This is a genomic window from Phyllobacterium sp. LjRoot231 (genome assembly GCF_964253365.1).
GTDB lineage: Bacteria > Pseudomonadota > Alphaproteobacteria > Rhizobiales > Rhizobiaceae > Phyllobacterium.
Genome location: NZ_CAXUQT020000001.1, coordinates 3,549,819 through 3,567,956, shown reverse-complemented (window position 1 = coordinate 3,567,956; position 18,138 = coordinate 3,549,819). Strand labels below are relative to the sequence as shown.

Annotated in this window: 18 protein-coding genes; 3 read left to right on the top strand and 15 right to left on the bottom strand. The window is 57.3% G+C overall.

Features of this window, described 5'->3' with window-relative positions; all coding sequences use genetic code 11:
* Positions 1-213: 213 nt before the first annotated feature.
* From ACSQ3H_RS17760 to ACSQ3H_RS17745, 4 genes are all read right to left on the bottom strand, one after another.
* Positions 214-1,473, bottom strand: a complete 1,260-nt coding sequence (locus tag ACSQ3H_RS17760; protein WP_436118252.1) for an O-antigen ligase family protein — start codon at positions 1,471-1,473, stop codon at positions 214-216.
* Entirely contained in the window at positions 1,470-3,011 is a 1,542-nt protein-coding gene (locus tag ACSQ3H_RS17755) for an undecaprenyl-phosphate glucose phosphotransferase (protein ID WP_436118251.1), read from the bottom strand. The genes ACSQ3H_RS17760 and ACSQ3H_RS17755 overlap by 4 nt, the downstream gene beginning before the upstream one ends.
* A gap of 65 nt (positions 3,012-3,076) precedes the next feature.
* Positions 3,077-4,198, bottom strand: a complete 1,122-nt coding sequence (locus ACSQ3H_RS17750) for a glycosyltransferase family 4 protein (RefSeq protein WP_436118250.1) — start codon at positions 4,196-4,198, stop codon at positions 3,077-3,079.
* An 8-nt stretch (positions 4,199-4,206) separates the two neighbouring features.
* A complete protein-coding gene (locus ACSQ3H_RS17745; RefSeq protein WP_436119485.1) occupies positions 4,207-4,728 on the bottom strand; it encodes a polysaccharide biosynthesis/export family protein in 522 nt (173 codons plus the stop codon).
* Positions 4,729-4,969: 241 nt separating this feature from the next.
* Between ACSQ3H_RS17745 and ACSQ3H_RS17740 the strand changes: the two genes are divergently transcribed.
* The gene (locus tag ACSQ3H_RS17740) at positions 4,970-7,195 is read left to right on the top strand and encodes a GumC family protein (RefSeq protein WP_436118249.1); all 2,226 of its coding nucleotides are present in this window, start codon (positions 4,970-4,972) and stop codon (positions 7,193-7,195) included.
* On the opposite strand, the gene ACSQ3H_RS17735 is transcribed toward ACSQ3H_RS17740, so the two are convergent.
* Positions 7,192-8,319, bottom strand: a complete 1,128-nt coding sequence (locus tag ACSQ3H_RS17735; protein WP_436118248.1) for a GNAT family N-acetyltransferase — start codon at positions 8,317-8,319, stop codon at positions 7,192-7,194. The genes ACSQ3H_RS17740 and ACSQ3H_RS17735 overlap by 4 nt on opposite strands.
* Before the next feature lie 168 nt (positions 8,320-8,487).
* On the opposite strand from ACSQ3H_RS17735, the gene ACSQ3H_RS17730 reads away from it, so the two are divergent.
* Positions 8,488-9,504, top strand: a complete 1,017-nt coding sequence (locus ACSQ3H_RS17730) for a polysaccharide deacetylase family protein (protein WP_436119484.1) — start codon at positions 8,488-8,490, stop codon at positions 9,502-9,504.
* Between the two features lie 118 nt (positions 9,505-9,622).
* Here ACSQ3H_RS17730 and ACSQ3H_RS17725 read toward each other — a convergent pair whose 3' ends face one another.
* Positions 9,623-9,850 carry a DUF2842 domain-containing protein gene (locus tag ACSQ3H_RS17725; RefSeq protein WP_436118247.1) on the bottom strand — a complete coding sequence of 76 codons (228 nt, stop codon included), beginning with the start codon at positions 9,848-9,850 and terminating at the stop codon, positions 9,623-9,625.
* A gap of 169 nt (positions 9,851-10,019) precedes the next feature.
* Between ACSQ3H_RS17725 and ACSQ3H_RS17720 the strand changes: the two genes are divergently transcribed.
* A complete protein-coding gene (locus ACSQ3H_RS17720) occupies positions 10,020-11,117 on the top strand; it encodes a COX15/CtaA family protein (protein ID WP_436118246.1) in 1,098 nt (365 codons plus the stop codon).
* Positions 11,118-11,286: 169 nt separating this feature from the next.
* Here the strand turns inward: ACSQ3H_RS17720 and argC are convergent, their stop codons facing one another.
* The 9 genes from argC to rplM all read right to left on the bottom strand — a co-directional run bounded on the left by argC (position 11,287) and on the right by rplM (position 18,028).
* Entirely contained in the window at positions 11,287-12,222 is a 936-nt protein-coding gene (gene argC, locus ACSQ3H_RS17715; RefSeq protein WP_436118245.1) for an N-acetyl-gamma-glutamyl-phosphate reductase, read from the bottom strand.
* Between the two features lie 574 nt (positions 12,223-12,796).
* Positions 12,797-12,973, bottom strand: coding sequence for a Flp family type IVb pilin (locus ACSQ3H_RS17710; protein WP_436118244.1), 177 nt, complete (start codon positions 12,971-12,973; stop codon positions 12,797-12,799).
* A 339-nt stretch (positions 12,974-13,312) separates the two neighbouring features.
* A complete protein-coding gene (locus tag ACSQ3H_RS17705) occupies positions 13,313-13,525 on the bottom strand; it encodes a helix-turn-helix domain-containing protein (RefSeq protein WP_436118243.1) in 213 nt (70 codons plus the stop codon).
* A 145-nt stretch (positions 13,526-13,670) separates the two neighbouring features.
* Entirely contained in the window at positions 13,671-13,907 is a 237-nt protein-coding gene (locus ACSQ3H_RS17700; RefSeq protein ID WP_436118242.1) for a hypothetical protein, read from the bottom strand.
* A 163-nt stretch (positions 13,908-14,070) separates the two neighbouring features.
* Positions 14,071-14,616: a hypothetical protein gene (locus ACSQ3H_RS17695; protein ID WP_436118241.1), complete on the bottom strand. Its 546-nt coding sequence runs from the start codon at positions 14,614-14,616 to the stop codon at positions 14,071-14,073.
* Positions 14,565-15,692 (bottom strand): tyrosine-type recombinase/integrase, encoded by a 1,128-nt coding sequence (locus ACSQ3H_RS17690; protein WP_436118240.1) that lies wholly within the window; start codon positions 15,690-15,692, stop codon positions 14,565-14,567. Before ACSQ3H_RS17690 ends, ACSQ3H_RS17695 begins: the two co-directional genes overlap by 52 nt.
* Positions 15,693-15,881: 189 nt before the next feature.
* Complete coding sequence (gene speB, locus ACSQ3H_RS17685) at positions 15,882-16,835, bottom strand: agmatinase (RefSeq protein WP_436118239.1); 954 nt, start codon at positions 16,833-16,835, stop codon at positions 15,882-15,884.
* Positions 16,836-17,081: 246 nt separating this feature from the next.
* Complete coding sequence (gene rpsI, locus ACSQ3H_RS17680) at positions 17,082-17,561, bottom strand: 30S ribosomal protein S9 (protein WP_436118238.1); 480 nt, start codon at positions 17,559-17,561, stop codon at positions 17,082-17,084.
* 2 nt (positions 17,562-17,563) lie between these two features.
* The gene (gene rplM / locus ACSQ3H_RS17675) at positions 17,564-18,028 is read right to left on the bottom strand and encodes a 50S ribosomal protein L13 (RefSeq protein WP_436118237.1); all 465 of its coding nucleotides are present in this window, start codon (positions 18,026-18,028) and stop codon (positions 17,564-17,566) included.
* Positions 18,029-18,138 lie beyond the last annotated feature (110 nt).

Here is an 18,138-nt window from a genome sequence, read left to right as displayed (position 1 = left end):
TTCCAGCGTCAGATTATAAACCAGAACCAGAAAATCTTTGGAGTAAACATCAGTTTACTTGAGTTCAATCCCTGGCGAACACGCAAAGGTTGCTTTGTCAATCAGAATTCAACTGGAGGTATATTTTGATTGTGTATTTCACCATTTACAGCTGAACTTTTCAATCACAAGAAGAGATTAAACTGCAAACTTACATCTAGCACATTTTCGTTATCACCGCTTGGGAAGGTAGGGTAACCCTCCGCTTTGGTACCGGACTTCGAGCGCGGCGCAACCCCAGATAATGCCTATGAGCAGCCAGAAATGCCGCCAGTGATCCGTGTCGATGACATTGCCGATCGCCACATGTGCCACGTAGACAAGATACGTGCAGAGCAGAAAGGGTTGCCACGGACGCTCGCGAAAAAGAATGCGCAGTCCGAGGCCCAGCGTCAACATGGTCAATGTCAGATAGCTGATAAATCCGATCCAGCCATAGTCCAGCGCTGCCTTCAACCAGATATTATGGGTGTCCTCGCCAAAGATCGGTCCAAACTCCAGCGGACCTATACCAAGCGGGTGATCGATGGATATGAGCATGCCGTACCAGTGGCGGGCGAATCGCCCGAATTGAGCATCGTCATAATCCTGCACGAGTTGCGCTCGCGCCGTGAAAAGTTCGGCAACGCTTGGGATTTGCAGCGCGACGACGACCGCGACCAGGACGAACACGACCGCAAGACCCGCCAAAAGTATAATTCTCATCCGGAAGACCGGATTGGGATTTCTGATGAACAGCAAGAGCGCAAGGCCGGCAATGATCAGCGCAGCCATTCCCCAAGCCGCGCGTGAGAACGACAGGAAGATGCCGAGCGTCAGGATGAGAATCGGGATCAGGCGCAATGGCAGCGCGCGAAGATTGCCAACGAGCACACCGTGCACCAGCCAGGCGAGCGGCAGCATGAGAAACGGCCCAAAAACATTCGGATCCTGGAAAGCCCCCATGGCGCGGCCATAGCGTGTGAACAGCTCCGCGCCGGGGAAGGCATCGAAATAACCGAGGATACCGAGAAGCGACGTTGAGACGGCAGCCAGGATATATGCCTTGAAGATAACAGGGAGGATACGGTGGTCGGAGTTGATGATCGCTGCGAAGAAAACTGCCGTAAAGCCGAGGAAAAGCGAAACGGCGATATACATCGGTGCCGTCTTCAGGTCGGGCATCTGTGCCATGGAGACAAGACCGCCAATATTGAAGACCACCAGAATGGCGAGGAGGGCAGCAACAGCGCGCGACAATCTGAGGCCGAACAAGGCCCAGATGGCGATGAGGCCTGCCATGTAGAGCTCGTACGGCGCGGGTTCATCGATGACGAAGCCGCTGAGAAACACCCCCAAGCCCACGGCAAAAGTCGAAATCAACTTGATCAGAGCACGGTTTTTTACGGCGTGATCGACGCTTGCTTGCCGGTTCTGATCAGCCAAAGCGCTCAATAGGCATTGTCCGTGTTGAGAAGACGCACCGGCGTGAGGAACAGGATTTTCAGGTCGAACCACAGCGACCAGTTCTCGATGTAGTAAAGATCGAATTCGGTGCGCATCTTGATCTTGTCGTCCGTATCGACTTCGCCGCGCCAGCCATTGATCTGTGCCCAACCGGTCACGCCGGGCTTAACCCGGTGCCGCGCGAAATAGCCGTCAACGACCTCGTTATAGAGCAGATTGCGCGTATGCGCAGCGATAGCATGGGGCCGGGGTCCAACGAGTGAAAGCGTTCCCATCAATGAATTGAAGAACTGCGGCAGTTCGTCGATCGAGGTCTTGCGAATGAATTTGCCGACGCGGGTTACACGCGGGTCGTCCTTGACCACGGCATTGCGCGCCGTCGGGTCGCACATTTCGGTGAACATCGAGCGGAACTTCCAGACCTCGATAATCTCGTTGTTGAAGCCATGCCGCCGCTGCTTGAAGATCACGGGCCCCTTGCTTTCGAGCTTGATGGCAATGGCCGTCGCCAGGATAATCGGACTGAAGACGATCAAACCGAACACGCTGAAGAAAATGTCGAAGGCGCGCTTGGCCACCGAATCCCAGTCGTTGATCGGTTTGTCGAAGAGATCGATCATGGCGACCGAGCCGATATAGGAATAGGCGCGCGGACGGAACTGCAGATGGTTGTTGTGGGCCGAAAGGCGGATATCGACAGGCAATACCCAGAGCTTCTTCAGGAGCGACAGCACCCGCTCTTCCGCGGTGATCGGCAGGGACACGATCAGCATGTCGATTTGGGCGATACGCGCGAATTCGATCAGCTCGGAAATATTGCCGAGCTTCGGGTAACCGGCAACGATTGGCGGTGACCGCTTGGCATCGCGATCGTCAAAAACGCCGCAAATGCGAATGTCGTTATAGGGCTGCTGTTCGATCGACCGGATAAGGTCCTCGGCCGGCTTGCCGCCGCCGACGATCACGGCGCGCCGTTCCATCTTGCCGTTGCGGGCCCAGCGCCGGATCAGGCGCGACATGACTACACGGAACACCAGAAAAAGGATCAGTCCCGACCCGTACCAGGTGCCAAACCACACACGCGAATAGTCTTCCGAGGTCTTGAGAAAAAACGCCGCCAGCGACATCGTCGCGAACGCGCCGGACCAGACGAGGATGAGCTTTCCGAACTTGCTGAAGGGATCGCGCATGACGGCAAGCTGGTAGCTGTCGGTCAGTTCCAGAACGAGGACCGTGATCACGGCGGTCGCAAGGATCGCAAGCGAATAGTGCAGGAAGGTGTAGACTGACGGGCCGACATAGATCACGAAGACGGCAATACCCGCGAGCACGATGATCAGGAATTCAATAATCCGCATGATGCCGCTGATCATCACAGGCGAATTGGTGTCTTTGGCGTATTGCGACGCGATCTGATAGGCGACCGGGCTCAGCGTTGGCTTCTTGCCGGAAGTTCGCGGCGTATCGGGCGCAAGGTTGCGAACAACTTCACGCGAAAGCTTCGATTCCGCTTTTCTGTCTGTCATGATTCACCTGAACGACCCGAATTGCCCGTCAATAGCACATATGCGCTAAAAAAGGCTTAGGGAATCTAGCTGCCCAACGCCGCGAAATACTCGGCTTCGAGGTGCTCCGCCATTGCCTCCACACCGAACTTTCGCTGGAGAGCTTCGATACTGGGTAGCCTCTGCTTGTAGGCAGCGATATCGCCGATGACATAAGTCATTTTCGCTGCCAGATCATTGGCTTCCGGCTGCACCAGGGCAGGGGAATCATCCCCGAGGATTTCCGGAATGCCGCCGACGCGGCTGGCAATGACCGGCATCCCGGCAGCGAGTGCTTCGATCACGATATAGGGCAGGGCCTCTGCGCGGGAAGGGATCACCACAACTTTGGCCAGTTTGAACGCCTCATGCGCCTTCATCGGCATGAGAAAACGCGTGCCTGCGTCCGCCTGTTTGGCCAGCCTGGCCCGATCCTTGCCGTCTCCGACCATGACTGCCGTCAGCTTTCGCCCGGTTTCAATGCTCGCTTTCGCAAGGGCATTAATGAAGATATCGGGGCCTTTCAACACGCGCATTTCACCGATGAACAGGAAATCGGCGGCGTCTTCAAAAGGTGTGACAAGCTCGAATTCGCTGTCCGCCAAACCGTTATAGATCAGCGCGAAACCACATCGCGGCTCGCCGACCTTTTTCGAATAGACGCCCTGTTCGAACGCAGAGACGAAAATGATCCTGTCAGTCATTTTCTCCATGGCGCGTTCGACTCGAAAAATCACGCGGCCCTGCAGGCTTGCGGGATCGTAGTGGAGACTGCCCCCGTGTGGAGAATAAAAGCGGACAACGCGTGAACCAGATACCCGCAACCATGAGCCGAAGAGCCGCGCATAGGTGCCGCCTTTGGCACCGTGCCCATGCAAGACATCCGGCTGCAATTTCTTGATGATCCTGTACGTACGCAACGCTGCCACCGCATCGCCCGGACCGATCTGGCGCTGCATGGCAATGCGTTTGAGACCAAGCTCAAGCTTGTCGCGCAGCCCCGCAAGCAACGCTTCCTCGAAGTCACCCCCTGTCGATGCGTCGCAGATCACGCCGACCTTGTGACCGGCTTTGATTTGCGCATCGATGAGATCGCGCACATGGCGAAATATTCCGCCGACCGGCGCGCGGAAACAGTGAACGATACGAAGGGATGGTTTGTCGGCCATTCCCGCTATCAGAAAAACCGCTCGCGCACATAAATTGTGTCGCCGGGCAGCACCTGATCGGAAATGGTAACGCGGCCCGTCAGGCTTTCGCCGTTGAACTGCCGCGTGATGTCGACGTCGCTCTGTTGCGCGCGCGGGGTAAAACCGCCGGCCGCGGCAATGGCTTTCTGTGCGGTCATTCCCGGAACGTAGGAGTATTGCCCGGCTGCACCGACTTCGCCCATGATGAACACCGGCCGGTAGCGATCGATCTCGACTGCCACGTCCGGATCGCGCAGATAACCCTTGCGCAGCTTGGCCGCAACTTCCTTTTCGATCTGCTGGATGGTCTTGCCGCGGGCAGGGACGCTGCCAATGAGCGGGATCGAGATATATCCGGCCTGATCGACGCTATACGTATTGGTAATGCCTTCCTGCTCGAACACAGTCAGCCGAATACGGTCGCCCGCGTCCAGCATATAAGGCTTGTTGATGGCTTCGTTGAACGCGGGCGGGGCCGGCCGGTAACTGGCGCAACCACCCAGCGTCATGGAAACAACGCCAATGGCCACCAGAAAGATCTGCTTGCTGAACACGTCACGAACCCTAACAAACGTTGCGGAGAAGTTTCTCGATTCTGTGCGGGATTATCAGTTCATTAGGGTTAATGGCTGGTAAAGTTTAGCGGCGACAAGCAGTTTACTGCACGCTGTGGTTGATGACTGCAACTTCTTAACTCGCTGGTTACCATACGTCTTTACCATTATGCTATTCGTATTGGAGTGTTCTGGAATGCCCGCGAGCTCTGTCGGAAACGATGTGGACATTGATATAGGCGCGTTGTTCGCCAGCCTGTGGCGTAACAGGCTACGGATACTCCTTGGCTCTCTGCTTTTGACGGCGCTGGCATTCCTTCTCCTTTCACTGGTATCGCCCAAATATCGCGCGGAAACCCGTATCCTCATCGAAACAGGGGAATCAGTCTTTACCCGTCCGGCAAATCAGCAGGCGGATGATCGTCCGGTGCTCGATCAGGAGGGCATCAAGAGCCAGGTCGAGCTCATCGGTTCGTCCGATCTTTTGAAGCGCGTCATCGTCAAGCTCGACCTTGCCAACAATGCAGAGCTTTCCGCTGGCGCTGAGCCGTCGGCACTGTCGCGTCTGTTTGGCGCTGTTGGTATCGGCAACAATCCGGATGAAGAGACTCGGGACGATTATATCCTCCAGGCCGTGCGCGACCGGCTCCTCGTCTATAGCGTTCAGGCCTCGCGCGTCATCGTCATCCAGTTCTCCTCCAAGGATCCCGCACTCGCCGCATCCGTCGCCAATGCCATCGCCGACGAATATGTCGCCGCGCAGCAGGCGTCGAAGTCCCAGGCAAACACCGATGCGACGGGTTGGTTGCAACCGGAAATTGCCGACCTCAGCAAGCGTGTCAAGGACGCCGAGGCGAAAGTCGCGGCGTATCGCAGCTCATCTGACCTCTTGATCGGCCAGAACAATGCCGTTCTCGCTACCCAGCAGCTTTCCGAGCTTTCCTCGGAACTCTCGCGTGTTCGAGCCAACAGGGCGGCCAGCGAGGCAAGCGCCGAGAGCGTCCGTGCCGCACTGGCAAAGGGTGCGCCTGTCGAAACGCTCCCGGCAGTCATGGCGTCGCCCTTGATCCAGCGCCTGCGCGAGCGTCAGGTGCAGCTCAACAATGACATTGCCGATCTGTCGGCGTCCCTGCTCAGCGGCCATCCGCGTATCCGGGCATTGCGCTCGCAGCTTGCCGATCTCAACAACCAGATTCGTCTGGAGGCGCGCAAGGTTCTGGGCAGCCTTGAAAACGAGGCCGAGACCGCGCGTTTGCGTGAGAGCCAATTAACGAGTTCTCTCAACCAGTTGAAGGCACAATCTTCGAAGGCGGGTGAAGAAGAGGTTGAATTGCGTGCGCTGGAACGCGAAGCCACAGCGCAGCGGCAATTGCTCGAATCCTACCTGACGCGCTATCGCGAAGCGTCGTCTCGCACGGATCGCGGCTATCTGCCTGCCGATGCGCGTATCTTCTCACGCGCTGACCGCCCGATCGAACCCTACTTCCCCAAGAAGATCCCGATGACGATAGCGGCTTTCGTCGCATCGTTGCTGCTGCTCAGCATCATCACTTTGCTGCGGGCCCTGTTCAGTGGTCAGGCCCTGCGTCCCGCTTATACACGGCCCGCGCCGGTGGAAGAGGCCGTACGGCCTGTCCCTGTTCGCGCTATCCCTGAACCGGTTCTGCCTGTTGCCGAACCTGCTCAGCCAGCGATTGAACCGATAGTCGCAGAGACGCCGGAGCCACCGGAAAAGGCGACCGCTGTCGACGAAGAGAAACCGTCCAAGGAAATCCGCGCGCCCGTGCTTGATACGCCTGTCGAGACGCCGGCAATCCCCGCCGATCATTCAGGCATCGCAAATGTCGCCACACGCTTGATGGCGAGTGGTGCAGCGCGCGCCGTGGTTGTTTCGCCGGAAGGCGACGAAGCCTCGGCTCTCACCATCCTGCTCGTGCGTGAACTCGCCGACCGGGGCGTGCGCGTCATACTCGTCGACATGACAGGTTCTGGTGAAATCGGCCGCTCCATGCTGGACGACAAGAACCTTCCGGGCATCACCAATCTTCTGGTGTCGGAAAAGCACTTCAGCGACGTCATTCATCCGGATCACTATTCGCAGGCCGAGATCATCCCGCTGGGCAATCACGATCCGGCCAAGGCGATGCAATCCGTGGGGCGCCTGCCGATGATCCTCAATGCCTTGCAGTCGGCGTACGATCTTGTCGTTGTCGATGCTGGCCCGGCGACGGTTGTTGAGCTGAAACACCTTCTTGCCGATGGTACAGAACTTATTCTCGGCGTGGTCGATCCAGATGATCCGGATGTAGCCGAAATCGCAAGAGCTGTGTTCGACGCCAAGCTGCTCGAGCCGGAATTATTGACGCCATTCAACAAGGGCCACTTACGACTGGATGCCGGCCGGATTGTCCGCTCGGCCTAACGTTTCCCGAACAAGCGCGAACGGGCCTTTTTCACGACAGCCCAGACGGTTTCGTTTTTCTTTATGCTATGCACCAGCTTGCCGCGTGCACTGAGATATCCTGCAAATATCCGACCCTTCACGGTGAGGCTGACTTCGGTGTCAAAACTCGGTACTTCGATATCTGACCAGCTGCGCTTGTAAGGCTCATCGCCGATGCCAAAGCTGTAGATGGCGAGATCGGTCTTGCAGCTATCCTGAATGTCTTCGAAGAACAGGAACTCGCCAGGACTGGCGCTGACCAGTTCATCCTCTGTGATGCCGATGAAATCGATGAAGGTTTGGTTCCTCGCATAGGACTTCCCGAGAACCGCGCGATACTGCCCTGCCACTTCCAGTGCTTTGAGTTGAAAACGCGTTGCCGATTGAACCTCATGGGCGAACAGCTGCCGGAAGAAATCCATAGTGCCCGCCGGTTCATAGGTGTTCTTGATACCAGCCTTGGCGAGCCGCATTGCCTTGCACTCGAAATAGTTCTCAAGCATCGCGTTGGTCTCGACTGGAGTGGTCGCAGTGACGATGCGATATCCTCCGGCGTCCTCGAAGCGGCGTGTGTTCTGACGATGTTTCTTTTTCTTGCGTTTGGAGTTGTGGCGGCTCATCACCGTTTCGAAATTCCGGTCGAGGGTGATCCCGAGGCTGATATTGGCATTTTCCCGGCTTGGCAGTTGCATCAGCGGATTGGCCTTGCCATCGAGTTCGCCGAGCTGCCGCGCCAGCGAGACGAGATCGATATCCGGCCGGGCCTTGTGCAGTGCTTCGAAAAGCCCGTTGAGATCGGCCGCAGAGATCTGCGCGCCGGGCGACAGCGCCGGAAAATTGCAATTGGCGTGCGGCCCGCCCGGGAATGCTGCAATCCTGACTGGACCCTTTTTCACAATCTCCAACGGCAAAAGGAAAACCGGCCTGTCCGCTTCGTAGAGCGCCGCGATCAGGCAGTCCGCATTGACGCATGACTGCCAGAATGAAAACCAATTGGCAGTTTGAGCTGGGCCGGCAAGAAAATCCTCCCCCAGTCCACTCCACATTGCTTTGGCTTCAAGCGGGTTTGCAATGATTTTTGCTTGTCGTGAAGTAATGGACATTCTTGCGTTCCATTGGAGGAGATGCGAAATGCGGCGAGGTTCTGTTGATCAACCATATATAAACGTTTAAGTCGCATGAGTTGATGAACAGAATCCTTCGGATATCTTCAAATAACGCGAATTGGTGAAGGAATGGTCCACGCGGCTGACTTGATACGAAAAGCCGTGATGAGACTGGCTTGGCACAGCGGTTTTGCGTCAAGCACACGCGACCGCTTCGGCGGGCTCGGTTCCATCATCATGTTGCACCGGGTTCGTCCGGATTGTATCAGCCCGCTCGGCGTTACCCGTTCACTGGCGATCACGCCTGCCTTTCTCGATCAAATTATCGTGTCGCTGAAATCCGAGGGCACGGAAATCGTCTCCATGGACGAGATGGCAGAGCGGGTCAAAGCAGGTTCACCTGGCAAAAGGCGCTTTGTCGCGATCACGCTCGACGATGGTTACAATGACAATCTCAATCACGCCTATCCGGTTTTCCAGAAGCACAATGCGCCATTCACAATCTATGCCGCGCCCGGCCTGATCGAGGGCGCTGCGGTACTGTGGTGGGAGATCGCCGAAAAACTCGTTGCCAAGGCAGATTTCATAAATATCCCCGGCGGACCCGAATGGCGATGCGGGACGCTATTTCAGAAACGCGCAACCTTCCATTCGTTGATGCGCTATTTTTCGTTCACGCTGACTGAACTGGAGCAATTGCCCATCCTTCGCGAGATGTGTGCCGAGGAGGGAATGATCTGCGGCGTCCCGGCCAATCAGGATGTGATGAACTGGAAGGAAATACGCCAGATCGCCAGCGATCCGCTATGCACAATCGGCGCGCATACGGTCCATCACTACAACCTGAAGAAATTAACCCCGGATATGGTCGCGCAGGAAATGCGCCTGTCAGCTGATATGCTGGAAGAAAAACTCGGCAAGCGGCCCGCCCATTTCGCCTATCCCTACGGCTCTTCAAAAGCTGCAGGACGACGCGAAGCCGAGATCGCCGCCGCGGAAGGTTTTGCCTCCGCCGTCACCACACGGCACGGCACTATCCATGCCGAACATCGGGCCAATATGTGGGCTCTGCCACGGATTTCCATCAATGGCCGCTTCCAGAAACTGGTCTACGCCAGGACGATGATGAGCGGCGTGACGACGCCAATCGCCAACGCGGGAAGGCGAGTGGTCCAGGCTTAAAAAAGATTTATGAGAATTCAGTATGATGAGGTAGCTGGTGCGGCTTTCGAGAACCGGAGCGCAATGGACATTCTCGTCCATGAGCACCGGAAGCGCAGAAAGTCGCATCAGATGCCCATCAGGGTGAATTCTCAGCCTTGTTTTTCGGCGCCTTTTCCATCCAACTAATGATAAACATCGCCGGCAGCACCCAGAGGAATCCGGTGCCGAAAAAATACAGAAGGTGTACCCACGGACCGGAATTGCCGAGCAGCGCGACGGCAAAAATCGTTGCGACGATCGCGTAGACGCAGACGAGCGTCACGAGCAGAAATGTTCCGATGAGTTTCTTCAGCCTTACGGGCATCGCCTGATCCAATTCTCCAGCTTCTGGGCCATCCTCTACTCGTTAAACCCATCGAGGCAAAGCAAAAAAGGCCGGCCTCCGCCATAAACGCGACGGCGTGTCGCGTGGAGCATCCTTGTAACGGATCAGCTTATGCTGCACCTATCGGCGCAATACAGGAGCGTTCTGCATGGCTGCCAACACACTATCCCAAGGCATGGTCGCCTCGGTTCAGGATCGCGAAGCGCGAAACCGCCAATATATCCGCATCTGGCTTTATCTGGTGCTGATCGTGCTGGCGACCATTGTGCTGGTGGGCGGAGCAACCCGCATGACCGGCTCCGGCCTTTCAATCACCGAATGGAAGCCTATCCACGGCATCATACCGCCGTTCGGCCATGACCAATGGATGGAGGAATTCGATAAATACCGGCAGATCCCGCAATATCAGCGGCTGAACAACGGCATGAGTCTCGCCGAATTCCAGCAAATCTTCTGGTGGGAATGGGCCCATCGGTTTCTCGCGCGCGGCGTCGGCTTTCTCGTTGCCGTGCCGCTTGTCTTCTTCTGGCTGACAGGCCGTCTCGAGCGCCGGTTGAAGCCGCGCATGATCTTCATTCTTGGTCTTGGCGCTTTGCAGGGCGCAGTCGGCTGGTGGATGGTCGCGTCCGGGCTGGTCGACCGCGTCGATGTCAGCCAGTACCGCCTCGCCACACACCTTACGCTCGCCTGCATCATATTCGCGGCGGTCATGTATGTTGCGCGCGGTCTCGCCGTCTATTCCGAAACACCGGCCAATCGCCGGATCCAGCGCTTTGTCGGCTGGTTCGTCGTGTTCGTCTTCATCCAGATTTATCTCGGCGCGCTCGTCGCTGGCCTCGATGCAGGACTTTCCTACAATACCTGGCCGCTGATGGATGGATCGATCATTCCGGGTGATCTCTTCCCGATCCAGCCGATCTGGCACAATCTCTTCGAAAACCCGAAGACAGTGCAATTCGTGCATCGCTGCTTTGCTTATTTCGTGTTCATCGTCGCCATCTGGCAGGCCGTATCCACGGTTCGGCAAGCGCCCGGCACAACCCACGCGCGGCGAGCCATTCTCCTTGCCGTTCTGGTTGCCCTCCAGGCAGCGATTGGCATCACCACGCTGCTGATGCAGGTGCCGATCGGGCTCGGGCTGCTGCATCAATTCTTCGCCATTGTCATTCTTGGATTTTCCGTCGCCCATTGGCGCGCGACCAAGGGTGCTTATCCGTTGGAGACAGTGGTCTTTACAGGCAGATAGTTTTTATTGCGTGTTTTCATCATGCTAATTGCTAATTGTGATCAAGTAGTTGGTGGACTCTAATACTTCTGCTCCGGGACCGGCGCGTCTTTCTGCAAGTGAGGTTTTGCATTTGCAGTGATTTCCAAAGACGCAGATAGCGCACGAGGAATCGCGCGCTATCTGAGTCTTATTTGTCTCCCAGCATGAGGTCGAGGTTCTGCACTGCAGCCCCCGATGCTCCTTTGCCGAGATTATCGAGCAGCGCGACGAGATTGACCTGACCCTGGCCTTCGGTACCGAAGACATAGAGCTTCATGATGTCCGTATCGCGCAACTCTTCCGGATCGAGGCGCGGCAGCATGGCGCTCTCCGCCAACGGCACGACCTGCACGATGTTCTGGCCCTCATAATGCTTGACCAGTGCCGCATGGATATCTGCCATCGACGCATTGCCGTCTAGATCAGCGGTAAACAGCGGCACCTGCACGATCATGCCTTGCGCAAAGCGGCCAACGCTTGGCGAAAAGATCGGCTTGCGATCCAGATGCCCATGCATCTGCAGTTCCGGCACGTGCTTGTGCTTGAGCGGCATCGCATAGAGGAAATGGTTTGCGTCAATATGGTCGGGCGCGTCGGGATTCTCCATCTGCGCGATCATCTGCTTGCCGCCGCCGGTATATCCGGAGACCGCATTGACGGTGACCGGATAGTCGCCGGGCAGGATGCCCGCATCGCGCAGCGGCCTTACCAGCGAAATCGCGCCGGTCGGATAGCAGCCGGGATTGGCGACGAGCCGTGCATTAACGATCTTCTGCCGCTGGTCGCGGTCGAGTTCGGCAAAGCCGTACGCCCAGTCCGGGTGCACACGGTGTGCGGTCGAGGTGTCGATGATCTTGGTTGAATTATGCCCTTCGAGGATCGCTACGGCTTCCTTCGACGCATCATCGGGCAGGCAGAGAATGGCGACGTCCGCTTCCTTCAGGAAATCGGCGCGCAACTCCTTGTTGCGCCGCTCGGCTTCGGGAATGGAAAGCACATCGAGATCGTCGCGGCCCGCAAGCCGCGTGCGGATCTGCAGGCCGGTGGTGCCGTGTTCGCCGTCGATGAAGATTTTGGGTTTCATGGAAATGCCCCTGGAAGCTTTGAATTCAGATGGTTAGCTCAGTTTCTTCTAAGTGGCCTTATCGTTTGCGTGGTTCGACAAGCTCACCATGAGGGAGGTAGGTGGGCTGCAAGATAATCACCAGTGTCGCAACCGCAATGATCACCAGCCTCGCAACCGCGATAACCACCAGCCTTGCAAATCTTGACTCCCTGCAATCAATCTACCTCCCTCATGGTGAAATCACCTATCCGCTAACAATTTGAAATCGTTGACGAATTAAATAGTCCCGATTTGTTTCCCGGTAGCATTCCTAGTTGCGGATTTTTTGCAATTTCGTCACTAGGTTATCGATTATCCCAGTGACTCGTGTAGCATTCATAGAAGCCGCACGCGAGGCTAACATGGCGCAGACCTAAAAAAAGACCGCCCTCGGCAGGCGGTCTAATGGGGATTATGAATGGGGTATAATCCAGCACATTGGGTTCCAGACAACAACAGGGTGAACCGGAACCAGAGAAACTAGATACCAAATATCATCGAGAGGATAAGATTTGGTATCCGGGGCTGCCGGTTAAAACAGCCCCAGGATGCATTATGGGGCAGCTGTAGCCATGTTGCCGGAAAGCTTGTTGAACACGCCATTGATGCTGGTACCAAGAGAGGATGCACCAGCAATGATGCCGACGGAAATAAGGGCGGCAATCAAGCCATATTCAATGGCAGTCGCGCCGGACTCGTCTTTAAGGAAACGTGTGAAGAGCTTGGTCATGTTTTTCGCCTGTCCTGTAACTTTGTTGCGGTTTCCGTGAACCGTCGTGAACATAGGCCGCGAGACATTGCGGGGTTCTTAATTGGGATGGTTACTGAAAAGTGACTGAAATTGTTGATTAATTCACGATTACTGAGCGACAGTAAATCTTATTAAACTTGTACCAACGACACGGTGACGCAAGGCTTGCGGCGTGCTCGCCCTGATCATGCTGGCGCTCTACCAGCCGGTGTAACAGGCGGATTTTTCTGCCGGGTTTTTGTCCGCCGTAGTTTGTCCATTTATGGACAAATTGCTCTCAGATCTGAAACCATTCCACGGGCGGAATGGTGGTACATTTCACCGCCGCAACGGCGACGGCCCCACCTTGGTTTCGTAGAGCCGCTCAAGGCTCCGCACCGTGCCGTATGTCGGTGTCCGCGCTTCGCCCGCCGCCAAGCGCCAGACGCTGGCGCGGGACAATCCACATTGCTTGGCGATTAGATCGCGCGACATGCCACAGGCTTCGAGGCCAGCTATCAACGAGGCGAATTGTTCGGCGTCAGACGGCATGGTGATATCGATACACCCGAAGGCGCGCGGGCGGCAAGATTGTGACCCGGGTCAGAATTTGAAATCCGTAATTATTACGAATTTGAAAGTTCCAATAATTGGAAATTTGCCACGCGGAAACTGTTCGCCCGCGAACGCTTAACCATTACGGCAGCGCCCGCCACTCGGCCTTGATCGTCTCGATGGCGCGGCCCGCCTCCGCAATGCTCCAGCCCGCCCGGTAGGCTTCGAGGATGAGCGGTTGCGGATCGTCGATATCGGGATCGAACCGCCTGCGCAGCGCCCGCACCAGATCGGCGTCGCGCTCGGGGTATGGTCCCTCATGGCGCGGTGGCCTGATGCGCTTCATGGCTTTGCTGGCAAGATGGTTGATGGTGGTCATGGGTGGCTCCCTGCGGATTTTTCCGCACCCTTGCGACAGATGTCGCAGCGCCCGTCAAAAGGCCCAATAAAACCAAGGGCTGAAATCGACGCCATGCGACTTATGTCGCAGCACTGCGGAATTTTCCGCGCCCGAACAAAGTAGGGGTGGCCCCACTTTGCTCTCACCGCGCTCCCGGCCCGGTCCCGGCGAGCAATCCACCCGCCCGCTGCTGGCGGGCAATCTCTTCCTGCACCACAAGGTTCAGGCGCTTGCCGAGGCCGACGCCTTGGTCTTTCGTCAGCACCGCATTGCCGTTGCTGTCCACCCGGATTGCCACGTTGTTCTGCCGGTTGTCGTAGACGGTGCCGCTTCCAGCCTTCGCCGCCGCGCCCTTCGGCAGCACGACTTCGCCCTTGTGCAATATCGCCGGGACTTCACCGGGCGCAAATCCCGCCACACCGCCGCGCTGGTAGCGTTTTGCCCCGACGAAGGCATTGGCACTAACCGCACGCACGAACGTTGCGTCGCGGCCCACGGTGCCGCCAGCGTGCATGCCGAAGCCCAATATCTTGCCAAGGAAGCCACCGCCCGTACCACTGCCGGTGCCGGTGAACAGTGAGCCGAGCGCGTTCTTCGAGAACAGCGCCTCAATCGCCATGTTGAGCAATCCGTCGATTACCCGGTCGAGCATGTTGGTAAACGCCAGCCAACCTTGTGGTCGAGGCACTCCTCGATAGTCTCGCGGGCGAACGCGGTTTCGTTGGAACACCAATCCTTGAAGGTCGAGCGGAAGCCATGCGGCACCGCGATTTTGCCCGATACAAGCTTACTGAGCGCGTCGCGCATGTCGCCGCTCTCCAGTGCCGGGAACACCCGGCTCTCGCCGTCGCGGCGCTGCTGCGCGTTGAGTATCGCTAATGCCGGTTTGCTCAGGGGAACGATATGGTCGCGGGCACCGGTCTTGGTGCGGGCCTTGGGGATCGTCCACAGCCCCGCCTTGAAATCGAACTCGTCCCACTCGGCCAGTTGGGTCTCGCCGGAACGGACGGCGGTGAGGATGGTGAGGAGCAGCGGCGGCAACGCCGGGTCGCTTGTCGTATCCAGTCCGGCAACGAAGGCCGGGAGATCGGCGTAGGGCAATGCTGGATGGTGACCGCGTTGCAGCCGTGGCCGCTTCGGCAACAGGTGATCGAGATTGCCTTTCCACGCTGCCGGATTGTCACCTGAGCGATAGCCCTTGGCCTTGGCGTAGTCCAAGACCCGCTCAACGCGCCCGCGCAACTGTTTGGCGGTTTCCGCCTTCTCCAGCCAGACCGGTTTGAGGATGCCGAGGATATCGTCAACGCCGATGGCGTTCACCGGCATGTCCGCAATGGCGGCGGCGTGCAGGGTGAGCGAGCGGTTCCAGCCATCCTCCGTCTTCTTGTTGCGGAACGTCGGCTTGAGGCTGTCGAGCAGCGCGGTGCCGCATTTCGCGAAGGTCATGGCGTTGCGCTTTTTCTCGGCCATCGGGTCCTTGCCCGCGCCGATCAGGTCATGAACGGCAAGCGCCTTTTTCCTTGCCAGCGGGATCGAAACCCGCCCGGCCTTGCCCGCGCCGGTCCATGAGCCAAGGCCCGGCTCGCTCTGCTTCTTGCCGCGCTTCCACAAGAAAACCCAGCTCTTCGAGATGCTGCCGTTTTTTGATTCTGTGACCTTCATGTACAGGCACGGCACCGTCCCTTCCGCATAGCGTCCGGGTTCGGTAAGGTTGTCGATGATTTCCTTAGTGAGCGGGGTGATGTGTTTGCGGGTTCTTGGCATGGGCTTTCCTTGACGGTTTCCTAGTTAGGTATATGACACCACCTAACACTTGCGGACGCCTATGGCAAATCAACACATTGAAAACACTGGCTTTTTTACAATTATGGACACCCACGAACACCCACGACAGCTTGCCCCGCTCCCTCATGGTGAGCTTGTCGAACCACGCACAATGACATTGCCATTTCATCATTTTCGGCGCGCTTTCTGTTCAGCCAGCATACCCAGGTAATACATCGCGATTGTGGCACCTGCGATCGCGGTCACGTCCGCATGATCATAGGCAGGTGCGACCTCCACCACGTCGGCACCGACGATATTGAGTTCCGTCAGATGCCGCAACACGGACAGGATCTTCGCCGAGGAGGGCCCGCCGGCAACAGGCGTGCCGGTGCCGGGCGCGAAGGCCGGATCGAGGCAGTCGATATCGAAGGTGAGATACACCTTTTTGCCCGCGGTTCGGGCGATGATCTGTTTGGCGATCTCGGCTGCAGACAACTCTTCGACCTCATAACCATAGACGATCTTCAACCCGCAATCATCTGGCGCATGGGTGCGGATTCCGACCTGGATCGAGTGCGCCGGATCGATCACCCCATCGCGCGCGGCGCGGCCAACGAAAGAGCCATGGTCGATGCGCTTGCCGTCATCGTACCAGGTGTCCTGATGCGCATCGAATTGCACCAGCGCCACCGGTCCATGCTTCGCCGCATGTGCCTTGAGAATCGGCCAGGTGACGAAATGATCGCCGCCGAGCGACAGCAGGAAAGCGCCGGACTTGATGATCTTCGCCGCCTCGCGCTCGATTGTTACCGGTGTTTTCTGATGATTGCCGTAGTCGAGCAGGCAATCGCCATAATCGATCACCGCAAGATCGGCAAAAAGGTCGCGCTGGAACGGATATTGCGGATCATTGTCGAAGATCGCCGAGGCCCGCCGTATCGCCTGCGGACCAAACCGCGCTCCCGGCCGGTTGGATACCGCCGCATCGAACGGAATGCCCCAGACCACTGCCTCGGCACCGTTCAGGTTCTTCGTATAGCGCCGGCGCATGAAGGAGAGGGCGCCCGCATGGGTCGGATCCGTCGCCGCGCTGGTCAGATTGCGCGCTGTAAAGGCGTGATCGATGGACTTCGATGGCATTGGATTTCTGCTCCAGGACTTGGCATCGTTAATTGGTGCGTGGTTCGACAAGCTCACCATGAGGGAGGTAGGTCGATGGCATGGAACCAAGAATTGCGACGTTGACGATTATCGTTGCAGCCGCCACCTCCCTCATGGTGAGCTTGTCGAACCACGCACAGTGGCGAAGCTACCGTAAACGCACTCATTGGCAACAAAAAAGCGGACCCGAAGGCCCGCTTTCTGTTCTGTCCGTATGAAGCGATATTAGCGCTTCGAGAACTGGAACGAGCGACGGGCTTTCGCCTTGCCGTACTTCTTGCGTTCGACGACGCGGCTGTCGCGTGTCAGGAAGCCGCCCTTTTTCAGAACGCCGCGCAGGGCAGGTTCGAAATAGGTGAGGGCTTTGGAGATACCGTGACGAACGGCACCGGCCTGACCGGACAGACCACCACCGGCAACGGTAGCGATGATGTCGTACTGGCCGGCGCGGTTGGCAGCAACGATCGGCTGCTGCAGGATCATCTGCAGAACCGGACGGGCGAAATACTTGCCGTATTCCTTTTCGTTGACGACGATCTTGCCGGAACCCGGCTTGATCCAGACGCGGGCAACCGCATCCTTGCGCTTGCCGGTTGCGTAGGCACGGCCCTTGGCATCGAGCTTCTGGACATGAACCGGTGCAGCGGCCTGCGTCAAGGCGACGGCAGCGGTACCGAGTTCTGCGAGCGAGTTGAGCTCAGCCATTCTTATGCGCTCCTTTTGTTCTTGGAATTCAGCGCGCCAACGTCGAGGACTTCAGGTGCCTGAGCTTCATGTGGGTGGTTGGAACCGGCGTAAACGCGCAGGTTCTTCATCTGGCGACGGCCGAGCGGACCACGGGGGACCATGCGCTCAACAGCCTTCTCAACGACGCGTTCCGGAAAACGGCCTTCGAGCAGCTGACGGGCAGTGCGTTCCTTGATGCCGCCGGGATGACCGGTGTGCCAGTAGTAAATCTTGTCGGTAAACTTCTTACCGGTGAGGGCAACCTTGTCGGCATTGATGATGATGACATTGTCGCCATCGTCAACGTGCGGGGTGAAGGTTGCTTTGTGCTTGCCGCGCAGGATGTTGGCGACGATGGAAGCGAGACGGCCGACGACGAGACCTTCGGCGTCGATCAGGATCCACTTTTTCGTCACATCTGCCGGCTTCTGGGAGAAGGTAGCCATTGTGTTCGTCCTTGAGATCATCCTTCACAAAGGAAGGCTTTTCTTGTTGCTTGGGTTATGCGGATACTTGAATTCCGTATAACAATGAAAAACGGCGGGAAATCCCACCG

Excerpts from the sequence above, each read along its gene's own strand:
- ACSQ3H_RS17740 (WP_436118249.1), top strand. The coding sequence starts at position 4,970 with ATGCCCGCGAGCTCTGTCGGAAACGATGTGGACATTGATATAGGCGCG.
- ACSQ3H_RS17735 (WP_436118248.1), bottom strand. The coding sequence starts at position 8,319 with ATGTCCATTACTTCACGACAAGCAAAAATCATTGCAAACCCGCTTGAA.
- ACSQ3H_RS17755 (WP_436118251.1), bottom strand. The coding sequence starts at position 3,011 with ATGACAGACAGAAAAGCGGAATCGAAGCTTTCGCGTGAAGTTGTTCGC.
- rplM (WP_436118237.1), bottom strand. The coding sequence starts at position 18,028 with ATGGCTACCTTCTCCCAGAAGCCGGCAGATGTGACGAAAAAGTGGATC.
- argC (WP_436118245.1), bottom strand. The coding sequence starts at position 12,222 with ATGAAACCCAAAATCTTCATCGACGGCGAACACGGCACCACCGGCCTG.
- ACSQ3H_RS17745 (WP_436119485.1), bottom strand. The coding sequence starts at position 4,728 with ATGACGCTGGGTGGTTGCGCCAGTTACCGGCCGGCCCCGCCCGCGTTC.
- ACSQ3H_RS17705 (WP_436118243.1), bottom strand. The coding sequence starts at position 13,525 with ATGCCGTCTGACGCCGAACAATTCGCCTCGTTGATAGCTGGCCTCGAA.
- ACSQ3H_RS17720 (WP_436118246.1), top strand. The coding sequence starts at position 10,020 with ATGGCTGCCAACACACTATCCCAAGGCATGGTCGCCTCGGTTCAGGAT.
- speB (WP_436118239.1), bottom strand. The coding sequence starts at position 16,835 with ATGCCATCGAAGTCCATCGATCACGCCTTTACAGCGCGCAATCTGACC.
- ACSQ3H_RS17750 (WP_436118250.1), bottom strand. The coding sequence starts at position 4,198 with ATGGCCGACAAACCATCCCTTCGTATCGTTCACTGTTTCCGCGCGCCG.
- ACSQ3H_RS17700 (WP_436118242.1), bottom strand. The coding sequence starts at position 13,907 with ATGACCACCATCAACCATCTTGCCAGCAAAGCCATGAAGCGCATCAGG.
- ACSQ3H_RS17690 (WP_436118240.1), bottom strand. The coding sequence starts at position 15,692 with ATGCCAAGAACCCGCAAACACATCACCCCGCTCACTAAGGAAATCATC.
- ACSQ3H_RS17730 (WP_436119484.1), top strand. The coding sequence starts at position 8,488 with ATGAGACTGGCTTGGCACAGCGGTTTTGCGTCAAGCACACGCGACCGC.
- ACSQ3H_RS17710 (WP_436118244.1), bottom strand. The coding sequence starts at position 12,973 with ATGACCAAGCTCTTCACACGTTTCCTTAAAGACGAGTCCGGCGCGACT.
- ACSQ3H_RS17725 (WP_436118247.1), bottom strand. The coding sequence starts at position 9,850 with ATGCCCGTAAGGCTGAAGAAACTCATCGGAACATTTCTGCTCGTGACG.
- rpsI (WP_436118238.1), bottom strand. The coding sequence starts at position 17,561 with ATGGCTGAGCTCAACTCGCTCGCAGAACTCGGTACCGCTGCCGTCGCC.